The following is a 20,975-nucleotide window of genomic DNA, read 5'->3' on the forward strand; positions in this document are numbered from 1 at the left end:
AAAGATGTTCAAAAAATCACATACTATAAAGACCTCGCTTTCCAAAGAAGAAATCATTAAAATCCTTCAACCTAAAGTTGAAAATTATTATCGAGATAATTCTAAATTTGATTTTGAAGGAAATGTAAATTTAAATGGTAATTTCTTTATAAAACCTACATTTAATTTTGGTCCAAGAAACCAATTTCGACCTGAAATAATTGGAAAGATTCAGGATTCTTTAATAGAATTAGAATTTGCAATCAACACTTTTTTAAAACGATTGTTTTTATTTATTATTACTATAGAATTTGTATTTGTACTATTCATTTATGATAAATTTGAGGTTTTACAAGTTTTATTATTCTTTCCTTTTTTACTTATTTTTATCTTGACTTTAAAATTAACATTTGATAGTAAGGTCAAAAAATCAATAGTGTTATTAGAATCTTATTTCAAATAAAAAAACCTGTAAGTCTTTCAACTAACAGGTTTGTCTTTTTCTATTTTTCTAAGATTAAAGATTCATAAAGAAATCATTTCCTTTATCATCTGTAATAATGAAAGCAGGAAAATCTTTTACTTCAATTTTTCGTACGGCTTCCATACCCAATTCAGGAAAATCTACTACTTCTACAGATAAGATATTTTCTTTGGCCAAAATGGCGGCTGGGCCACCAATAGAACCTAGATAAAATCCACCGTATTTTTTACATGCATTCATTACATCGGCACTACGGTTGCCTTTTGCCAACATAATCATGCTTCCGCCAGCAGCTTGAAATTCATCTACATAAACATCCATTCTACCGGCTGTTGTTGGTCCAAAACTACCACTTGGCATACCGTCTGGAGTTTTTGCTGGTCCAGCATAATAAATAGGATGATTTTTAAAATATTCTGGCATAGGTTTGCCAGCATCAAGTAGTTCTTTAATTTTAGCATGCGCAATATCTCGAGCTACTATTAAAGTTCCGTTTAGTTTTAATCTTGTTTTAATAGGATATTTTGAAAGTTCTGCTAAAATTTCTGGCATAGGTTTGTTCAAATCAACCATAACAGGTGGCTCTAGGTGCGGAGCAGCAGCAGGTAAAAATTGAGCAGGGTTGGTTTCTAGTTGTTCAATAAAAATACCTTCTTCTGTAATTTTTCCTTTAATATTTCTATCTGCCGAGCACGAAACACCAAGCCCAACAGGACACGAAGCTGCATGACGAGGTAGGCGTATAACACGCACATCGTGTACAAAGTATTTTCCGCCAAATTGAGCTCCAATGCCGCTTTCTTGACAAATTTGTTGCACACGAGCTTCCCATTCCAAATCGCGAAAAGCTTGACCAGCCATGTTGCCCGAAGTAGGTAATTCATCAAAATATTTAGCAGATGCTTTTTTTACTGCTGCCAAATTTGCTTCTGCCGATGTGCCACCAATAACCAAGGCTAAGTGATACGGAGGGCAAGCCGATGTACCTAAATCTTTTATTTTTTCACGAATGAATTCTTCCAAAGATTTATCGTTTAGTAACGATTTTGTTTTTTGATATAAAAAAGTTTTGTTTGCAGATCCGCCTCCTTTTGTAAGAATTAAAAACTCATATTTCATTCCTTTTTTTGCATAAATATCTATTTGAGCAGGAAGGTTTGAGCCTGAATTTTTTTCTTCAAACATCGATATTGGCACAATTTGCGAATAGCGTAAATTTTTGTTTTTGTAGGTATTGTAAATCCCTTTTGACAACCATTCTGCATCATCTACACCCGTATACACATCTTCTCCTTTTTTTGCCATTACTATAGCGGTTCCTGTATCTTGGCAAGAAGGCAATTGACCTTGAGCGGCTACTACGGCATTTTGCAGTAAATTGTAGGCTACAAAGCGGTCGTTATCAGTAGCTTCTGGATCGTCTATAATGCGTTTTAAGCTTTGTAAATGATTGGTTCTTAATAAAAAAGAAACATCGTTTGAGGCTTCTTGCGCCAATAACTCTAAACCTTTTGGGTCTACTTTTAAAATTTTTCTGTCGCCGTATTGTTCTACCGAAACGTAATCGGAAGTAAGTTTTTTATAAACAGTATCATCTTTTTGTAAAGGATACGGGTCTTGATATAAAAAGTCCATTTTGATAAAATTAAAACGTAAAGTTACAAATTTACTATCATAATAAATAGATATTCTTGGTTATTTACTATAGTTATAATCATAAAAACATCGTAAAAAAACTACAACACACTGATATATTTTTAAATTTGTATTACTTAGCAAGAAATCACCACACATGATAAAGCGATTTTTGATTGTTTTTGTATTGTTTATCACTACATTAAATTGGTCACAAAAAAAATATTCGGGTCAAGTTTTAGACTTTGATAGTTCTGTACCTGTAGCTTTTGCCAAAATTACCTACAATACTAAAACACTCTATACAAATTGGGAAGGGAAATTTGTGTTTGAGTATCAAAACGATAAAAAACCTTTGCTGCTTTCTTACAAAGGGTATTACGACAAAACGTATTATTTGCCAGAACAGAAACAAAATTTGCTCATAAAAATGGTAGCTCTAGAAAACAGAGATCATTTTGAGATATATTCTGAAAATGAAGTCAATAAAATTCTGAAAAAAGTTATAGAAAATCGCGACAAAAACCAACCAGAGCGAGCAATACCTTATTTTGAATATAAAAATTATGAATTAGCAACCATTTCTGCAAGTCCAGATTCTATTTCGTCAAAAATCGATACGATTTATACTAAAAATCTATTTGGAAAAACAAAAGTAAAATTAGATTCAACCAATTATAAATTTAAAAAATTCATTCAAAAACAACATATTTACCAAACAGAAAAAGTAAATTTTATTCAGCATAATAATCACGGTACAAAAGAAACAGTACTTGCTGCTCGAATGGCAGGTTTTCAAAAACCACTTTATGAATATTTGGGTTTAAGTTTGGTTCCATACTCACTTTACGATAGAAAACTTGATATATTTGAAGTGCCTGTAAAAAACCCTATTTCTAGAGATGGTCGAAAAACATTTGTATACAAAATGTTAGACACTATCAGTTTAAAAAACAGAAAAGTGTATAGAATATATTTTCAACCCAAAAATTTAAAGTCTAGTAATTTAAGAGGTTTATTGTTTATTGATGCTCAAACTTATGGTGTAGCCAAAGCATACTATAGAATTTATGGTGTGGTAAACATAAATGCTACCTATACTTTTAATTATAATGAAGAGTATAAACTTTGGTTTCCAGAGAAAAGAAAATTTCATATTATAAAAGGAGAAAATGCAGAAGATATCAGTATATTGGGCAATACTATTAAGTTTGACTCTTCGGTAAAAGACCGAATAAAAACAGATGCTTCAGACCATGTTTATTTAAAAATAGAATCAATTCCTTTTGATATTTCGCTTTCCAAAAAAACCGAATTTAAAAACAAATACATCAAAATAGATGTTCAAGAAGCAGAGCTTTCCAAACCAGAGTCTTATTGGAAAACTTTTGAGAAAGATTCTACAGATGTTAGAAAACTTACTACTTACACTTCGCTAGATAGTATTGTTGCTTCTGAAAAAATAGAAAAGAAAATATTATTTGGACGACGCATTATTAACGGTTATGTGCCTATAAATCAAATAGATTTAGACCTTAGAAGCCTTGTTAAATATAATAATTATGAAGGTTTTCGGTTTGGTGTAGGCGGTGTTACCAACGATAAACTCTCTACACAATACAAACTAGCAGCCTATATTGGTTATGGGTTAAAAGACCATGCATTCAAATACGGAATAACACCTTCGTATTCTATAGATAGAAAAACGAATTCTTGGTTTTCGGTTTCTTATATTGATGATTTGCAAGAAATAGGGCAAATACAATTTCTTACTCAAAATAAGAGGTTTAAAATTTATGACCCTAGACCTTTTAATATTCCAACTTTTTTTAATCAAAAAGTTGCATCATTATTTTTGGAAAGTAAATTTTTACCCAAAACCGATGCTTATTTTGGGTTGTCTACAAGTCAGATAAACCCACTATTTAGCTATGCTTATCAAAAAGGAGATGCAATTTTAGATAACTATAAAATAGCTTCAACAACATTTTCTTTACAATGGTCACCTTTTAGCGATTTTATGCAAACTTCTTTGGGTATTATCGAAATTAATAAGCGTTTTCCAAAAATTAATTTTCAAGCAACACAAGCTTTTAATCATGTTTTTGGTAGCGATTTTAATTTTACAAAGCTTGAAGCTAAAGTAACGTATGATATTCCTTATTTATCAGGACAAATAACATCTTTTGTTTGGCAAGGTGGTTTAGGCTTTGGGCAAATACCTATTACTCATTTATATAGTATTGCTCCCAACAATCTTAACCACGATTCGGTGCTTAGAAGAGTAACTTTTGCTGGAAAAAATAGCTTCGAAACCATGTATTACAACGAATTTTTCTCGAGCAATTATACCTCTTTGCATATAAAACATACATTGAAAAGATTAGAAATAACACCTGATATAAAGCCAGTATTAAGCCTAGTAACTCGTATGGCTTTTGGCTCTACAAAAGACAAAGAAAATCATCTTTACAAAGAATTTAATACACTAGAAAAAGGTTATTTTGAAAGTGGTATAGAATTAAATAAAATATGGAAAGGATTTGGTTTGGTTGCCTTTTATAGATATGGCGCTTATCAACTGCCAAATTTTGATGATAATGTGGCAATAAAAGTGAGTTATTACCTAGATTTAGGATTTTAGTATTAAAATATATTCTGAACACTAAAATAGTATTTTAAAATCAACACATTAGAATATAACACCTTATAGTGTAGTTTTTATACCAAAACAAACAAGAAACTAGATAAGTTCTTTTAAATTGTTAAAGTTCTCGTTACCTTTGTAGTCTTTTTGTTTACAAATGAAAAAAATGTTAAGTATAGGATTTTGGGAACTGGTTGCCCGTGCAATCCTTAGAAATAGAATTACAATACTTGTAGGAATAATCGCTATAACCGTTTTATTAGGTCTACAATGGAAAAACGTAAAATTTACTCAAACCGAAGCCAATCTGATACCAGCAGATGATAAAGTTAATGTAGATTACAATACCTTTTTACAGAATTTTGGAGAAGAGGGCAACTTGATTGTTGTGGCCACAAAAGACCAAAAATTATTTACTCCCAAAGTATTTACTGCTTGGACAGCTTTGATGGAAAAAGTAAGAAATGATAAACAAATTAGTTTAGTTATTTCTATAAACAACCTTCAAGAGTTAGTTAAAAACGATACACTTCAATCATTTCAATTAAAGCCATTTGTAAACCCACAAAAGGCAAACGATGCACTTTATTTGCAAAACCTTAAAAAGAAATTGTTTCAAAATCAACCTTTTTACGAAGGTCTTTTGTACAACAAAAACACAGGTGCAGTTCGTTCGGCAATTTATTTAGACAAAAAAATTGTAAATACAAAAGCCAGAAAAGACTATGTTTTACACACTTTTATACCTTATCTAGATACTTTTTATAAAGAAACAGGAATACGCCTTCACGCATCGGGTATGCCTTATATACGCACATTAAATTCTAAAACCATTATAGACGAAATAGGATTGTTTATTGGTGCAGCTTTGCTTGTAACAGCGCTTATTTTCTTTTTCTTTTTCCGATCTTTTAGAGCTACACTTATTTCGATGGTTGTAGTAATAATAGGAGTTATGTGGTCTTTTGGTATTATGGGCGGTATGGGTTATGAAATTACAGTACTTACGGCTTTAGTACCAACATTAGTTATTGTAATAGGAATACCCAATTGTATATTTTTTATTAATAAATACCACCAAGAGTATTACAAACACGCCAATAAGGCAAAAGCACTACAGAGGGTAATTACCAAAACAGGTACCGCTACGTTAATGACCAATATTACCACTGCGGTAGGTTTTGCAACCTTTATTATCACCAATAATGTATTACTTAGAGAATTTGGTGTAGTAACAACAATCAATATATTGGCAATTTATATTTTAAGTTTATTGCTAATACCTATATTTTTTAGTTACATTCCTGCTCCAATACCAAGACATTTAGGGCATCTAGAACGAGAGTCGCTTACAAGTTTTTTTACATGGATTGTAAACACAGTAAAATACAATCGTTTTGGAGTTTATGTGACCTCAATTGTGTTACTCATTTTTGGAATAATAGGTATTTACGAGATTAAAATTTCGGGAAGTATTATTGAAGATATGCCTAAGAAAACAGCTTTTTTTGATGATATTCGTTTCTTTGAAAAAGAGTTTGACGGTGTAATGCCTCTTGAAATAATGATCGATACCAAACGTAAAAACGGAGCTATGAAGCTTTCTACTTTACGAAGAATGGAAGATTTAGAACAAACCATAAGCGATATCCCCGAACTTTCCAAACCACTATCTATAGTAAACTTAGCCAAAAGTTTTAAGCAAGCTTACTATAATGGCAATGCCGAGTATTACGAACTACCAACTTCGCAAGAAGAAGCATTTTTATTGCCTTATATTAAAAACTCTTTAAAAAATGGCAAAGACAATCAATTAAAAAGTTATATTACTTCAGATGGTAAAATAGCCCGAATGACTTGCTTTATAAAAGATGAGAATGGCGAAAAAATGGAAGAAATAGAGTCGAGATTACGCACCAAAATCAATAAAATTTTTCCCGAGCCTAAATACGAAGTAATCATTACAGGAAAACCCTCTGTTTTTCAAAAAGGAACAAAATATTTGTTAGACAATTTATTGTCATCACTATTGTTTGCCTTTGCTTTAACAGGTGGTTTGGTTGCGTTAATGTTTCGCTCGTTCAAAATGGTTATGGTTTCTATCATTCCAAATTTATTACCGTTGTTAATGACTGCTGGCTTAATGGGGTTTTTAGGTATTCCGTTAAAACCATCAACTTTGTTAGTGTTTGGAATTGCTTTTGGCATGTCTGTAGACGATACATTGCGCTTTTTGGCACAATACCGCATGGAACTTTCTCGAAATGGTTGGCGTATTCGTAAAGCTGTATTTGCAACGTTTGAAGATGCAGGTATTAGTATGTTTTATACCTCTATTGTATTGTTTTTTGGATTTTCGGTATTTATGCTTTCTAGCTTTGGTGGTACTGTAGCATTGGGTGGTTTAGTGGCAATTACCTTAAGTTTTGGAATGCTTTCCAATTTGGTGTTATTGCCTTCGTTGGTGCTTACTTTAAATAAAAAATTAGCAAATAAGCAAGAATTTATAGAGCCAACCATAGATATACTAGAACATACAGATGAAGAACTAGATGCTCTAGAAGAAAATAAAGACCAAAAATAGAACACCTTTAGTCTTTTATCGTTTTCTTTCACTAAAAAATTGAATTATATTTGCAAAAATTTAGTTTACAAAACGATGAAATATTCAAAAATTAAAGAATTACTAAATAGTGATAAAGCAGGTTTTGACGTAGTAACTAGAGGTTGGGTACGCACTTTTAGAAATAAACAATTTTTAGCCTTAAACGATGGTTCTACTATTCACAATATACAGTGTGTAATAGATTTTGAAAATACACCCGAAGAACAACTTAAACGCATAACCACCAGCGCTGCCATTCAGGTAGAAGGAACTTTGGTAGAAAGCCAAGGAAGCGGACAAAAGTTTGAAATTCAAGTTAAAAAATTTGAAATACTTGGCGATTCTGATGCCGAAAAATATCCTATTCAATTAAGAAATAGACCAAGTTTAGAATTTCTTAGAGAAAATGCTCATTTGCGTGTGCGCACCAATACCTTTAGTGCGGTAATGCGTGTACGCTCTATATTGGCGTATGCTGTGCATAAATATTTTAACGAAAAAGGATTTTTCTATTTCAATGCGCCTATTATTACAGGTAGCGATGCTGAAGGTGCAGGCGAAATGTTTAGAGTAACCGCACTCCCTTTTGACAATACACCTCGTACCGAAGAAGGTGCTGTAAACTACAGAGAAGATTTTTTTGGTAGAGAAACCAACCTTACCGTTTCTGGGCAATTGGAGGCAGAAACCTACGCTATGGCATTAGGTCAAGTATATACTTTTGGGCCTACTTTTAGGGCAGAAAACTCCAATACATCGCGCCATTTGGCAGAATTTTGGATGATAGAACCCGAAGTTGCCTTTAACGACTTAAATGATAACATGGATTTGGCAGAAGATTTTATTCGTTATGTAGTAAAATATGCCACAGAACATTGTGCCGATGATTTAAAGTTTTTAGAGCAACGCTTGCTTGACGAAGAAAAAAACAAACCACAAGCAGAACGCAGCGAAATGGCTTTGTTGGAAAAATTAAACTTTGTATTGGAAAACAATTTTAAACGCGTTTCTTATACCGAAGCCATAGATATTTTAAGAAATTGCAAACCCAACAAAAACAAAAAATTCCAATATAGTATAGACGAATGGGGCGCCGATTTACAAAGCGAACACGAACGTTATTTAGTAGAAAAGCATTTTAAATGCCCAGTAATTTTGTTTGATTATCCTGCGAAAATAAAAGCTTTCTATATGCGCCTCAATGAAGACGGAAAAACAGTACGTGCCATGGATATTCTTTTTCCAGGAATTGGAGAAATTGTAGGCGGTTCGCAACGTGAAGAACGCTACGATGTTTTGGTACAAAAAATGAAAGAACTTAACATTCCCGAAGAAGATTTATGGTGGTATTTAGATACTCGTAAATTTGGAACCGCTATCCATTCTGGATTTGGACTTGGTTTTGAACGTTTAGTGCTTTTTGTAACAGGTATGACAAACATTCGCGATGTAATACCATTTCCAAGAACACCTCAAAGTGCAGAATTTTAAATAAAAGTTTCACGTTTAATGTTTCAGGCTATATGGCTACAATTAATAAGTTTGAAGATTTAGAAATATGGCAAGAAGCAAGAAACTTATCAAAAGAAATATTTATTATTTCAAAAGAAACAGATTTAAAATTAGATTATAGATTTAAAGAGCAAATTAAGTCAGCATCAGCATCTGTAATGGACAATATTGCTGAAGGATTTGAAAGAGATGGAAATTTAGAATTTAGACAATTTTTATCTATAGCGAAAGGTTCTGCGGGAGAAGTTAGATCGCAAATTTACAGGCTATTTGATTATCAATATATCAACGAAGAAAAATTTTTAGAATTAAAAAATAAATATGAAATTTTAAGTAGTAAATTAAAAAATTTCATAACCTATTTAAACAAGAAAGATTTTAAAGGAAACAAATTTCAATAACTTGAAACTTGAAACCTTAAACAATAGTAAAAAATGATCAAACAAAATCTACAATTCAAATTATCACAAAAGCTATCGCCTCAACAAATTCAGTTAATGAAGTTGATACAATTGCCTACGCAAGCATTTGAACAACGACTTAAAGAAGAATTGGTAGAAAATCCAGCTCTAGAAGGCAATACCGAACAAGAAGAATTGTATGATAAAGATGAGTTTGACACAAATGATGATTACGACGATTATGATGGAAACGAAAGCATAGATGCCGAAGATATCAATATAGACGAATATCTTAGCGATGATGAAATTCCAGATTACAAGTTGAGTGCAAACAACTACAGCGATGACGATGATGATCGAGAAACACCTTTTGCAGCAACAGTAAGTTTTCATCAAGATTTAATAAATCAGCTTAATACATTTATTCTCACAGATACAGAAAGAGAAGTAGCAGAATTTGTAGTAGGTAGTATAGATGACGATGGTTATTTACGCAGAAGCATACTCGATATGGTAGACGATATGGCATTTACACAAGCTATATATACTGATGAAGTTACTGTAGAACGTATTGTTAAACAAGTAATACACGAGTTAGAACCATCTGGTGTGGGAGCCAAAGATTTGCAGGAATGTTTGTTGTTACAACTCAAACACAAAACCCCTACAGAATCGGTAGAATTGGCTACTAAAATTATAGAAGAACAATTTGATGCTTTTACTAAAAAACATTACGATAAACTACTTCAAAAATTTTCAATTTCGCAAGAACAACTTAAAAAAGCCATTTCAGAAATTGAAAAACTTAATCCAAAACCTGGAGGCGCATTTACAGGAAGTGCTCGCGTTACCGAAAATATTGTTCCCGATTTTACCATTCGTATTGTAGATGGAGAATTGGAACTTGCATTAAATGGTAGAAACGCACCTCATTTGCACGTATCCAAAGATTACCAAGAAATGTTGCAGACCTACAAGGAATCTCGCGAAAAATCTACAGCTCAAAAAGATGCAGTACAATTTATAAAACAAAAACTAGATTCTGCCAAATGGTTTATAGATGCTATACGCCAACGTCAAGAAACTTTGTATGTAACAATGAATGCCATTATGCACTTTCAACAAGAGTATTTTCTTGATGGTGAAGAAACCAAATTAAAACCCATGATACTCAAAGATATTGCAGATATGGTAGGTTTGGATATTTCTACTGTTTCTCGTGTGGCTAACAGCAAATATGTAGAAACACCTTATGGCACAAAATTGATTAAAGAGTTTTTCTCTGAAGCGATGAAAAACGACCAAGGAGAAGATGTTTCAACATTAGAGATTAAAAAAATTCTGAAAACGGTAATTGAAGACGAAGATAAGCGCAAGCCATTACCAGATGAAGATTTAGCCGAAATTTTAAAAGAAAAAGGGTATCCAATAGCACGAAGAACAGTAGCAAAATATCGAGAACAAATGGATATTCCAGTAGCAAGAATGCGCAAAAAAATATAAAAAATGCCCGAATTTGTTTTCGGGCATTTTTTTTTAGTGTTTATGATAATGCTTGTGTCAAGTCTGCCAAAAGATCTTCAATATCTTCTACGCCTACACTAAGTCTTACTAAATCATCTTTAATACCTATTTCTTTTCTTTTGTCTTCGGGTATCGAAGCGTGTGTCATTAAAGCCGGATGATTTGCCAAAGACTCTACACCGCCTAAAGATTCTGCCAAAGTAAAAACTTTTAATTTTTCTAAAAACGAAATAGCATCTTCTTTTTTACCCGATTTAAACGTAAACGATACCATACCCCCAAAACCAGCCATTTGTTTTTTGGCAATGTCATAATGAGGGTGCGATGCCAAACCTGGGTAATATACTTTTTCTACAGCAGCATGATTGCTTAAAAAAGCAGCAACTTTTTCGCCGTTTTCGCAATGGCGTTGTACTCTTAAGTGTAATGTTTTTATACCTCGTAGCACTAAAAAACTATCCATTGGGCCTAGAGTTCCTCCTGTGGCAAATTGTTTAAAATGAAGCTCGTCGCCAAGTTCTTTGTTTTTTATAATTAATGCACCCGCAATAACATCGCTATGTCCACCAAGATATTTTGTAGCCGAATGCATTACAATATCGGCGCCTAAATCGAGGGGTTTTTGTAAATAAGGTGTTGCAAAGGTGTTATCTACCGCAAAAAGAATAGCATGTTTTTTAGCAATTTTAGCAATAGCTTCAATATCGGCCAACTTCATTAAAGGATTGGTAGGGGTTTCAACCCAAACCAATTTGGTGTTTTTATTGATAAGCGATTCAAATTTCTCAAAATCATTCATGTCTACAAAATGAAATTTGATACCACTATCTTTATACAATCGAGTAAATAAACGATAAGTGCCACCATACAAATCATCCATTGCAATAATTTCGTCGCCAGCCTTAAATAAACGTAATAAACAATCGGTTGCTGCTAATCCAGACGAAAAAGCCAATCCTCTAGAACCATTTTCTATAGATGCCAAAGCGTCTTCTAGTGCTTGACGTGTAGGGTTTGCTGCACGGCTGTATTCGTAATCACCCACGGGTATTCCGGGAGAAGTTTGAGCATAGGTTGAGGTTTGAAATACGGGAGGCATTACAGCTCCTGTTACTTTTTCATGGTGTTGGTTGCCATGTATTACTTTGGTATTGAATTTCATGTGTAGATAATTAGTTTTTTAGGATTTATACCTATTCAATTTTGAATAAAATATTTTTACAAAGATACAATCTTATACAAATTTGCGCAACGAAAGTATAATGCCCAAATGCATACCTTCGTGGTAGTTGTTAAAAGCTATAGCGTCTTGTATAGAAGTAAGTTTAAACCCTTGTGAGGTTGTGTAAGGTTGGTAAGTTCCAAAAGCAGAATTCTTATAATCGGTATCTAAGGCTTGCGTGGTAGATGCTAAAAACGTTTTTATTTGCTCTAGTTCTAGCTCGTTTACAGGAGCTTCGGGTTTGGTTCCTTTTTTGTATTTTAAAATAAAATCTTGTGTAACACTACATTTTGTACCCGATAGTTGGTACAACAATATTTGTTGTGTAGCTACAATATGAGCTATGTTCCAAATAATATTGTTGTTAAAACCTTCTGGAATTTTATTGAGTTGTTCCAAATTAAAATGATGCAGTAGGTCTAGGTAGATTTTTCGGTTAATGTTAAAGATAGAAATAGTTTCTTGCATGATTTTTTTTACGAAGATAACAAAATTATGGCGTACTATTTAGCCCTGGTTGCAGCGGCATCCTTTTGGGTGTTTTGCCAAAAATACCCAAAAGATAAAGCGAAAAACAGGAAAATGGCTGGCAAAAATGCCCGAAACTTTCGCTACTAAAAAGAAAAAAGTACCTTTACAAAAATATTTTTATGCGTAAGATATACTACTTAAAAACCTGCGATACGTGCAAAAAAATTATAAAATCGTTACCCAATACTACTGGGTTTGTTTTTCAAGATGTTAAAGAACAGCCTATTACGGCTTCTCAACTGCAAGAAATGAGAGATTTGGCAGGTAGTTATGAAGTATTGTTTAGTAAGCGTGCTAAGCTTTATAAAGAAATGGGTTTGAAAGATGAAAAGCTTACAGAAGACGATTTTAAACGATATATTTTGGAACATTATACTTTTTTGAGCCGCCCTGTTGTGCTTATAGACAATCATATTTTTGTTGGAAATAGCCCTAAAAACACTACTAAACTTATAGATTTTTTAACTCATGAATAGTAGAGCTTGGGCGCTAGTAGCTGCTACTTTGGTGTCTATAATTTATGGAGTTACTTTTACTGTAGCCAAAGATGTTATGCCAAATTATGTGGCTCCTTATGGTTTTATTGTAATGCGAGTAGGCGGTTCGGTTGTTTTGTTTTGGTTGCTTACGCTTTTTGTAAAGACTGAAAAAATAGACAAAAAAGATTTTCTACGCATTATAGCTTGCTCTTTTTTTGGCATAGCTTTTAATATGCTCACTTTTTTTAAAGGCTTAAGTTATACATCTCCTATTATGGGTGCTGTGCTTATGGTTACTACCCCTATGATTGTTTTGGCATTATCATCAATAGTAATTAAAGAGCGCATAAATGCTAAAAAGGCTATAGGTATTCTGCTTGGTTTTTGTGGTACACTATTGTTAATATTATACGGAAAATCTATGGCAAATGCTACCAATGCTATGCTTGGTAATGTGCTTGTGTTTGTAAATGCTATTTCGTATGCTTTTTACTTAATATTGGTAAAAAAACTTATGGATAAGTACAATGCTTTTTCGTTTGTACAATGGATTTATACTTTTGGCTTCTTTATGGTTTTGCCCTTTGGTTGGCAAGAGTTTAGGGCAATAGCATGGGCAGAAATCCCTGTAGATATTACTTGGAAAATTGGTTTTGTAGTTGTTTTTTCTACTTTTCTTACCTATATGCTCAACTTGGTTTCTATGCGAACTTTAAAGCCTACTACAGTAGCAGTTTTTATATATTTACAACCTCTTTTTGCTAGTTTGTTTGCCATAGGTTTGGGTAAAGATACTATAGATTGGGTAAAAATATTTTCGGCAGTTTTAATATTTACAGGTGTTTATTTAGTAACCCAAAATACATCTAAACACAGCAAACAATCACGGTAATTATTACGGCCAAGAGCATGACTAAAAACTTTTATATATCTTTGACGACATTTTACAGCATATGATACAATCTATGACGGGTTTTGGTAAAGCATTCGTGCAATTACCTACCAAAAAAATTACCGTAGAAATTAAATCTTTAAATAGTAAAGGGCTCGATTTAAACACCCGATTTCCATCGGTATACAGAGAAATGGAACTAGGGATACGCAATAAAATAGCTCAAAATTTACAACGCGGAAAAATAGATTTCTCTTTATTTATAGAAATAACAGGCGAAGAAACATCGTCAAAACTTAATATTCCTATAATAAAAGGCTATATTCATCAAATGAAAGAAGTAGTAGGGCAAGCTGATGAAACAGAGTTGATGAAAATGGCAGTAAGAATGCCCGATGCTTTAAAAACAGAACGCGATGAAGTTGATGAAACAGAATGGCATCAAATAGAAGCTGTAATACATGAAGCATTACAAAATATTTGTAATTTTAGAATTTCCGAAGGAAAATCGCTTGAAAATGAGTTTCTATTGCGCATAGAAAACATAAGACGACTTATGAACGAAGCCTCATCTTACGATGGCGAACGTGTAGAAACCGTGAAAACAAAATTGCGCACAGCACTAGAAGAACTTAAAACAACTATTGATGAAAATAGGTTTGAACAAGAACTTATTTTTTATCTAGAAAAATACGATACTACCGAAGAAAAAGTAAGGCTAAACAACCATTTAAACTATTTTATTGAAACCATGAATAGCACCGATGCCAATGGTAGAAAGCTCGGGTTTATTGCTCAAGAAATGGGCAGAGAGATAAACACATTGGGTTCTAAAGCAAATCATGCCGAAATGCAAAAATTGGTTGTGATGATGAAAGATGAACTCGAAAAAATAAAAGAACAAGTATTAAACGTATTATAATACTATAACAGATAAGTTGTACACTTATTTATTACAAAACGTATGAACGGAAAACTCATTGTGTTTTCAGCCCCTTCCGGATCTGGAAAAACCACCATAGTAAAGCATTTACTAGCCCAACCCGAACTCAATTTAGAATTTTCGGTATCGTGTACTACACGTGCATTACGTGGCGAAGAAATACACGGTAAAGATTATTATTTTCTTTCGTTGGAATCATTTAAAAAACACATTAAAGCAGAAGATTTTGTAGAATGGGAAGAGGTATACCGAGATAATTTTTATGGCACTTTAAAAAGTGAAGTAGAACGCATTTGGGCTATGGGTAAGCATGTAATTTTTGATATTGATGTAGCCGGTGGACTTCGTATAAAAAAGAAATTTCCCAACCAAACCCTTGCCGTATTTGTAAAACCACCTAGCGTAGACGAGTTAAAAAGACGCCTTAAAGAACGCTCTACCGAAAGCGAAGACAAAATTAATATGCGTATTGCCAAAGCGCACGTAGAGCTTGCTACAGCACCACAATTTGATACAATAATAAAAAATTACGATTTAGATGTGGCTAAGCAAGAAGCTTACAATTTGGTAAAAGAATTTTTAAATAAACCCTGATGCAAAATTCAAAAACGGTGTAGGTTTTATATTCTAATGCTAAATTTATGAAAATCGGACTTTATTTTGGCACTTTTAATCCAATACACATTGGGCATCTTATTATTGCCAATCATCTAGCAGAATATTCAGATTTAGATCAAGTTTGGATGGTAGTTACGCCCCACAATCCGCACAAACAAAAACATACTTTACTCGATGACTACCAACGCTTACACATGGTACATTTGGCTACCGAAGAGTATGGTAAAATAAAACCTTCTGATATCGAGTTTAAACTCCCGCAACCCAATTACACAGTCAATACACTCGTACATTTAAAAGAAAAGTTTCCAGCAAATGAATTTGCACTCATTATGGGAGAAGACAATATAAATTCGTTGCACAAATGGAAAAATTACGAATATATTATAGAAAACCATGATGTTTATGTGTACCCAAGGTTAAAGTCTGGAAATATAGACCCTCAGTTTGTCAATCATTCCAAGATACATTGGGTAGATGCACCTGTTATAGAACTTTCGTCTACATTTATTCGCGAGAGTATTAAAAACAAAAAAAATATAATTCCTATGTTGCCCGCAAAAGTTTGGGAATACGTGGAACATAATTTGTTTTATAGGAAGTAAGTAGTTTAAAATAATTTAAATTATCTTTTAATCAACTTAGAAACATGAATCAGATAATAGAAAATAAAATAAATGAATTAACTAAAAAAGAACGGTATGTTATAGATTATATTTTTAGTAATTCATATTTTGTGAGATCTAATGAATTTGGTTCTACAATTTCAAATTTCAAAGAAACAATTTCATTTGACAATCATGCTTCTAAAAATTATATTTATTTCGTTTTTGGATTTATATCAATTTTAATGGGTTTACGTTCTTTTGAAGATACATTTAGTTTGAAAATATTTGTTGCATCGCTTGTACTATTGGTACTAATATATATTTATTATCAGTTTAAGAAAAAAGAATTTATCAACATAAACGAAATAGGCATTAAAATTAAAACAGATTTTTTTGCATGGAATCAGATCTACGATTTTGGTTTTACTATAATTCCCCAAACAAAAACCTCATTATATGTTTTAGAAATCTTTAAAAATGATGTTTCAAGAATAAGTTATAAATTACATGGATTCAATAATCCTGAAGAAATCATAAAAACAATGAATTTTTTTAGAAATAGATATAATTCTAATAGAAACCATTCTTAACACTCCATTACAATTTGTTTCAATGTAGGTTTTGTAACTTTGCATTGATGCTGAACTAAATTCAGTATAACAATTATTATGAACAATTTCGAATTATACAATCCTGTAAACTATGTCTTTGGAAAAGGACAAATAGAAAAACTCACCCATTTAATTGCACCCAATACAAAAGTATTACTTACTTATGGAGGCGGAAGCATTTTTAAAAACGGCATTTACAATCAGGTTAAACAAGCCTTGTCGCATGTGCAAATTATCGAATTTGGCGGTATAGAAGCCAATCCGCACTACGAAACTTTAATGAAAGCCGTTGAAGTAGTCCAAAAAGAAAATATTCAATTTATACTTGCTGTAGGTGGCGGTAGCGTTATAGATGGTACCAAATTTATATCGGCAGCCGTACATTTTGAAGGAGATCCGGTAGAAATTTTGCAAAAAAGAATACTCATTACAGATACAACCAAAGTAATCCCTTTTGGAACGGTTTTAACGTTACCTGCAACAGGTTCTGAAATGAATTCGGGTTCGGTAGTAACTATAGCAGCAACCCAAGAAAAATTATCTTTTGGAGGTAGTGCTTTGTTTCCAAAGTTTTCTATAGTAGACCCTACCGTTATTGAATCGCTGCCACAAAAACAACTTCAAAATGGAGTAGTAGATGCTTTTACACATGTAATGGAGCAGTATTTAACCTATACTCACGATGCTTTGTTGCAAGATAGAATTGCCGAAAGTATTTTACAAACTTTAATAGATATAGGGCCAAGTGTAGTTGAAAAACCAACAGATTATAAATTGGCTTCCAATTTTGTATGGTGTTGTACTATGGCGCTAAATGGTTTAATACAAAAAGGTGTTCCTAGCGATTGGGCAACTCACATGATAGGGCATGAATTAACAGCACTATACAATATAGACCATGCAAGAACATTGGCTATTATTGGGCCCAATTTATACAAAGTAATGTTTGATACTAAAAAAGATAAACTAGCACAATACGGCAGAAGAGTTTGGAATTTATCGGGTAATACAGAAGATGTTGCCGAAGAAGCCATAGAAAAAACCATCAATTTTTTCCACCATATGGGTATGAAAACAAAACTTTCTGAAAATACCGATGAGTATCAAAACACAGCCGAATTTATAGCCAACAGATTTCAAGAAAGAGGTTGGCTTGCTCTTGGTGAAAAACAAAATATTACGCCCGATAAGGTAAGAGAAATAGTTGAGTTAAGTTACTAAAAAAATAAAAAGGTGTTTGAATTTTCAAACACCTTTTTACATAACCTAAAAACAAAAATCGTTTAATTTTAATAATTTCTTTTTTACTAGAAATTAACCTTCTGTATATTTAAACGCTATTTCTAGTGCTTTATTGTACATATCTCAAAAAAAACATACTGGCACAATTGCACAGTAGTATTTCATGTTTTGCCCAACTCATAAAAATTGAGTATTTTTGGTTTCTTGAATTTTTAAAAAATGAATACAAAACCCAAGTTTGCAGTAATAGGAGGAGGGAGTTGGGCAACCGCTATTGCAAAAATGCTTTGTGTAAATCTAGACGAAATAGCATGGTATATGCGCAACGATTCGGCTATAGAGCATTTACAAAAATATAAACATAATCCAAATTACCTTAGTTCGGTAGAATTTGATATAAACAAACTAAAGCTAACAAGTGATATCAACGAAGCCGTTAGTTATGCCGACTATATTATTTTTGCTATTCCATCGGCTTTTTTAAGTGCTGAATTGCAAAAACTAGACGTGTCTTTACAAGACAAAGTTGTTTTTTCAGCAATAAAAGGTATAGTTCCCGAAACTTTTTTAATTGTTGGAGAACATTTTCATAAACAATACGATATTCCTTATCAAAATATAGGTGTTATTACAGGCCCTTGCCATGCCGAAGAAGTGGCACTCGAGCGACTTTCGTATTTAACTATTGCCTGCGGAGACTCTGGTAAAGCTAAAATAATGGCCAAAACATTGGCTGGAAATTTTATAAAAACAAAAATTACCGACGATATTATTGGTACAGAATACGCTGCCATGCTCAAAAACATTTATGCTATTGCAGCAGGTATTGCGCACGGTTTGGGTTATGGCGATAACTTTCAATCGGTAATTATGAGTAACGCCATTAGGGAAATGAAACGCTTTATTAAAAAAGTACACCGTATGAAGCGAAATATTAACAACTCTGCCTATCTAGGCGATTTGCTCGTAACAGGGTATTCGGTGTTTTCTAGAAATAGAATGTTTGGTAATATGATAGGAAAAGGCTATACTGTAAAAAGCGCTATGATGGAAATGAGTATGGTTGCCGAAGGCTATTATGCTGTAAAAAGCGCCTACAAACTTAATCAAGAATACAAAGCCAAAACACCAATTATAGATGCCGTTTACCAAATACTTTACGAAGGTAAAGAAGCCAAAAGCACATTTAAAAAATTAACCGAAAAACTAGATTAAATAATGAGCGATAGATGGAAATACCAACTTAAAATGGGTGGCCTTTGGGGTGTTTTTATGATTGTTTTTATGACACTTTTTGAAATAAAAGAGAAGCCGTTGGCGCAACAATTATCAGATAAAAATTTTTATATTAGAGCCGTTGCGTATGTAGGTTTGGGTATCTTTTTTCTAGGATATATGAGCTGGAAAGAAAAAATAAAAAGAGAAAAACAAAACAAGCCGTAATAAAATTATTTTACTACGACTCCATTTTCCCAAATAATAGGCACTTCTTCTGTGGCTCGCTCGTTTATAGTGTTTTTTCTAAAAGTAAACTTTTTATCATACAGTGTATTACCTATAAAATAGGTAACCATAAATTCGTTGTTAAGGCTCAGTACACTTTTTTCAATCATTTCGATTTTTACTACCGAAACAGATGGAACTTTCATAAACGCATGGCGCAATAACGAGGTTTTACGCATTTCGCCATCAATAGTTCCATAGGCTTTAGAAACAACCATAACACTTTCCAAATCAAAATCGGAATCATTTATCAAGTATACATACCATACTTTTTCCATAAAGTCGTCGTTCCATTCTTGTAGGGCTGCCAAAAAAACGTTTTCTACTTTAGGAATTGTGATATCAGCTTTCATGTTTTATTTATACTAAAAATCAACGTTATGTTTTATATTGTATCAATTTACTAATGCTACAATACAAAGCTATACTAATTCTAAATACTAGCTTTAAATTGTTCTAGAAAACGCACATCATTTTCATAAAACATACGAATATCTCCTATTTGATATAAAAGCATGGCAATACGCTCAATACCCATACCAAAGGCAAAACCATTGTATTCATCGGGGTTTATATTACAGTTTTTAAGCACATTGGGGTCTACCATACCACAGCCCATTATTTCTAGCCAGCCTGTTCCTTTGGTAATTCTATAATCTGTTTCGGTTTTTAATCCCCAATAAATATCTACTTCTGCGCTAGGTTCTGTAAACGGAAAATAACTAGGGCGTAAGCGTATTTTAGATTTGCCAAACATTTCTTTGGTAAAATATAAAAGCGTTTGTTTTAAATCGGCAAACGATACATCTTTGTCTATATATAAGCCTTCTACTTGATGAAATATACAATGCGAACGTGATGAAACGGCTTCATTACGAAAAACTCTCCCTGGCGAAATAGTACGGATAGGAGGGGTGTTGTTTTCCATATAGCGCACTTGTACCGATGAGGTATGTGTGCGTAATAACACATCGGGATTTGTTTGTATAAAAAAAGTATCTTGCATATCTCTTGCTGGGTGGTACTCAGGCAAATTTAATGCTGTAAAATTGTGCCAATCGTCTTCAATTTCTGGGCCTTCAGAAACATTAAAACCTATGGTAGAAAAAATATCTATAATTTGATTTTTTACAATAGATATAGGATGACGAGACCCTACATTTATCGGGTAACCAGGTCTTGTTAAATCGCCATACAATCCTTTAGACTCTTGTTGGTTTTCAAGCTCTTCTTGTATGGTTTTAAACTTTTCTTCAGCTACATTTTTAAGGGTATTAATAATTTGTCCAAAGTCTTTCTTTTGATCATTTGGAATATTTTTAAGTTCATTGTAAAGTTCTTTTAATAAACCTTTACTTCCTAAATATTTAATACGGAAATGCTCCAAAGCTTCTTTGTTTTTATCATTAAAAGCTTTGGCTTCTTCTATATGTTGTTTAATTTTATCTATCATGGGGTTTATTTTGAATGATGCAAAGGTAGTTTTTTTTACTTATTGAAGAAAAGGAAATAAGAAAACACAACCAAAAACAATTCTCT

At 32.7% G+C, this 20,975-nt stretch carries 20 protein-coding genes; 15 read left to right on the top strand and 5 right to left on the bottom strand.

Annotation, left to right across the window (positions count from 1 at the left end; genetic code table 11):
* Positions 1-4: 4 nt before the first annotated feature.
* Positions 5-442: a hypothetical protein gene (locus tag Q361_RS01270; protein WP_146046962.1), complete on the top strand. Its 438-nt coding sequence runs from the start codon at positions 5-7 to the stop codon at positions 440-442.
* 54 nt (positions 443-496) lie between these two features.
* Here Q361_RS01270 and Q361_RS01275 read toward each other — a convergent pair whose 3' ends face one another.
* Positions 497-2,098, bottom strand: coding sequence for a fumarate hydratase (locus tag Q361_RS01275; RefSeq protein WP_103724893.1), 1,602 nt, complete (start codon positions 2,096-2,098; stop codon positions 497-499).
* 157 nt (positions 2,099-2,255) lie between these two features.
* Here Q361_RS01275 and Q361_RS01280 point away from each other — a divergent pair, with 157 nt between their 5' ends.
* The 5 genes from Q361_RS01280 to rpoN all read left to right on the top strand — a co-directional run bounded on the left by Q361_RS01280 (position 2,256) and on the right by rpoN (position 10,766).
* Positions 2,256-4,742: a DUF5686 family protein gene (locus Q361_RS01280; protein WP_103724894.1), complete on the top strand. Its 2,487-nt coding sequence runs from the start codon at positions 2,256-2,258 to the stop codon at positions 4,740-4,742.
* Between the two features lie 160 nt (positions 4,743-4,902).
* Entirely contained in the window at positions 4,903-7,329 is a 2,427-nt protein-coding gene (locus Q361_RS01285; protein WP_103724895.1) for an efflux RND transporter permease subunit, read from the top strand.
* Between the two features lie 75 nt (positions 7,330-7,404).
* Entirely contained in the window at positions 7,405-8,841 is a 1,437-nt protein-coding gene (asnS, locus tag Q361_RS01290) for an asparagine--tRNA ligase (protein ID WP_103724896.1), read from the top strand.
* Between the two features lie 32 nt (positions 8,842-8,873).
* On the top strand, positions 8,874-9,263 hold the full coding sequence (locus Q361_RS01295) for a four helix bundle protein (protein ID WP_103724897.1): 390 nt from the start codon (positions 8,874-8,876) through the stop codon (positions 9,261-9,263).
* A 33-nt stretch (positions 9,264-9,296) separates the two neighbouring features.
* The gene (gene rpoN / locus Q361_RS01300) at positions 9,297-10,766 is read left to right on the top strand and encodes an RNA polymerase factor sigma-54 (RefSeq protein WP_103724898.1); all 1,470 of its coding nucleotides are present in this window, start codon (positions 9,297-9,299) and stop codon (positions 10,764-10,766) included.
* 40 nt (positions 10,767-10,806) lie between these two features.
* Here rpoN and Q361_RS01305 read toward each other — a convergent pair whose 3' ends face one another.
* Both Q361_RS01305 and Q361_RS01310 read right to left on the bottom strand, forming a co-directional pair.
* Entirely contained in the window at positions 10,807-11,949 is a 1,143-nt protein-coding gene (locus Q361_RS01305) for a cystathionine gamma-synthase (protein ID WP_103724899.1), read from the bottom strand.
* Between the two features lie 72 nt (positions 11,950-12,021).
* Positions 12,022-12,477: a DinB family protein gene (locus Q361_RS01310; protein ID WP_103724900.1), complete on the bottom strand. Its 456-nt coding sequence runs from the start codon at positions 12,475-12,477 to the stop codon at positions 12,022-12,024.
* Between the two features lie 182 nt (positions 12,478-12,659).
* Here Q361_RS01310 and Q361_RS01315 point away from each other — a divergent pair, with 182 nt between their 5' ends.
* The 9 genes from Q361_RS01315 to Q361_RS01355 all read left to right on the top strand — a co-directional run bounded on the left by Q361_RS01315 (position 12,660) and on the right by Q361_RS01355 (position 19,376).
* On the top strand, positions 12,660-13,016 hold the full coding sequence (locus Q361_RS01315; protein ID WP_103724901.1) for an arsenate reductase family protein: 357 nt from the start codon (positions 12,660-12,662) through the stop codon (positions 13,014-13,016).
* Positions 13,009-13,911 carry a DMT family transporter gene (locus tag Q361_RS01320; protein ID WP_103724902.1) on the top strand — a complete coding sequence of 301 codons (903 nt, stop codon included), beginning with the start codon at positions 13,009-13,011 and terminating at the stop codon, positions 13,909-13,911. Before Q361_RS01315 ends, Q361_RS01320 begins: the two co-directional genes overlap by 8 nt.
* Positions 13,912-13,972: 61 nt before the next feature.
* Entirely contained in the window at positions 13,973-14,833 is an 861-nt protein-coding gene (locus Q361_RS01325) for a YicC/YloC family endoribonuclease (RefSeq protein WP_103724903.1), read from the top strand.
* A gap of 42 nt (positions 14,834-14,875) precedes the next feature.
* Positions 14,876-15,448, top strand: a complete 573-nt coding sequence (gmk, locus tag Q361_RS01330) for a guanylate kinase (RefSeq protein WP_103724904.1) — start codon at positions 14,876-14,878, stop codon at positions 15,446-15,448.
* A gap of 47 nt (positions 15,449-15,495) precedes the next feature.
* Complete coding sequence (gene nadD / locus Q361_RS01335; RefSeq protein WP_103724905.1) at positions 15,496-16,077, top strand: nicotinate (nicotinamide) nucleotide adenylyltransferase; 582 nt, start codon at positions 15,496-15,498, stop codon at positions 16,075-16,077.
* Positions 16,078-16,121: 44 nt separating this feature from the next.
* Positions 16,122-16,670, top strand: a complete 549-nt coding sequence (locus tag Q361_RS01340) for a hypothetical protein (RefSeq protein WP_103724906.1) — start codon at positions 16,122-16,124, stop codon at positions 16,668-16,670.
* A gap of 78 nt (positions 16,671-16,748) precedes the next feature.
* Complete coding sequence (locus Q361_RS01345) at positions 16,749-17,912, top strand: iron-containing alcohol dehydrogenase (RefSeq protein ID WP_103724907.1); 1,164 nt, start codon at positions 16,749-16,751, stop codon at positions 17,910-17,912.
* A 240-nt stretch (positions 17,913-18,152) separates the two neighbouring features.
* A complete protein-coding gene (locus Q361_RS01350) occupies positions 18,153-19,148 on the top strand; it encodes an NAD(P)H-dependent glycerol-3-phosphate dehydrogenase (RefSeq protein WP_103724908.1) in 996 nt (331 codons plus the stop codon).
* A 3-nt stretch (positions 19,149-19,151) separates the two neighbouring features.
* Entirely contained in the window at positions 19,152-19,376 is a 225-nt protein-coding gene (locus Q361_RS01355) for a hypothetical protein (RefSeq protein WP_103724909.1), read from the top strand.
* 5 nt (positions 19,377-19,381) lie between these two features.
* Here Q361_RS01355 and Q361_RS01360 read toward each other — a convergent pair whose 3' ends face one another.
* On the bottom strand, positions 19,382-19,789 hold the full coding sequence (locus Q361_RS01360) for a hypothetical protein (protein WP_103724910.1): 408 nt from the start codon (positions 19,787-19,789) through the stop codon (positions 19,382-19,384).
* 80 nt (positions 19,790-19,869) lie between these two features.
* Positions 19,870-20,889, bottom strand: coding sequence for a phenylalanine--tRNA ligase subunit alpha (gene pheS / locus Q361_RS01365; RefSeq protein ID WP_103724911.1), 1,020 nt, complete (start codon positions 20,887-20,889; stop codon positions 19,870-19,872).
* Positions 20,890-20,975: the final 86 nt, after the last annotated feature.

It is taken from the genome of Flavobacterium croceum DSM 17960, assembly GCF_002917885.1.
Taxonomy (GTDB): Bacteria; Bacteroidota; Bacteroidia; order Flavobacteriales; family Flavobacteriaceae; genus Flavobacterium; species Flavobacterium croceum.